The 921-nt window shown below is 75.1% G+C and carries 1 pseudogene; it reads right to left on the bottom strand.

Going from position 1 to position 921, the window contains the following annotated elements:
* A pseudogene (locus G3I65_RS33975) lies at positions 1-921 on the bottom strand (beta-xylosidase); the annotation flags it as partial.

Here is a 921-nt window from a genome sequence, read left to right on the forward strand (position 1 = left end):
CGCTCCGGCGAGGGCATCGTGACGCCGTCGAAGGTCGCCGCCGTCCGGCCGGGGTTGCCGCAGGCCTGGCTGCCCAGCAGGTCCAGCCCGAAGTGGCGCAGGTCGGTCGGGGCGTTCGCGCGGCCGGTCGCGGTCGCGCGGACCACGTCGAACGGCACCCGCTCGCACGGGTCTGCCGACGAGAGCGGCGCGTGGCCGTCCGCCCGGCGCACCAGCCCCGGCCCTTCCTTCCACGGTCCGGGGATCAGCACCGGCTGGAACGGGTTCTCGGTGAAGTCCGGCGTCCAGAACGTGAGGGTCGTGCCGCCGTCGGTCTCGTGCGCGACGACGAACGCGTCCAGCGCGCCGACCCACATCAGGTCCGCGCTGAACCCGTCGACGATCGACCGGCCGCGCGGCGCGGACGTCGACGTCACCGGCACGAACCCGCCGACGTCCAGCGCCTGCACCCCGGAGCCGAACGCCGGGTCGGCCGAGCGCAGCACGAACTGCCCGGCCCCGTTCCACCCCGCGGCGCGGCCGGTGGTGTCGGTGAACATCAGGTAGAACCAGCCGTCGAGGTAGACCACCGACGGCTGGCCGGCGCCGTAGACGTTCGCGCGGTGCACGTCGTGCGACGGCCCGAGGATCGGCTTCCCGCCCGCGGCGCGGGTCCAGTGGACGCCGTCGGGGCTGGTCGCGAGCCCGATGGCGTTGCCGAGCGCGTGGTCGCCCGCCGCGCCGGTGTAGTACAGGTAGTAGGTGGAGCCGACGCGCAGCACGGACGGGTCGCAGGTGTGCATGCCGTCGAACTGCCCGGGCGCGCCGGAGAAGACGGCCGCCGGGATCCCGCCGCCCGGTCCGGTGAACGGGCCGTCCATGGACCGCGCCTGCGCGTAGAGGATGTCGTCGCCGGCCGGGCCGGCCCCGCCGTACTGGCTG

It is taken from the genome of Amycolatopsis sp. SID8362 (assembly GCF_010550475.1).
Lineage (GTDB): Bacteria > Actinomycetota > Actinomycetes > Mycobacteriales > Pseudonocardiaceae > Amycolatopsis > Amycolatopsis eburnea.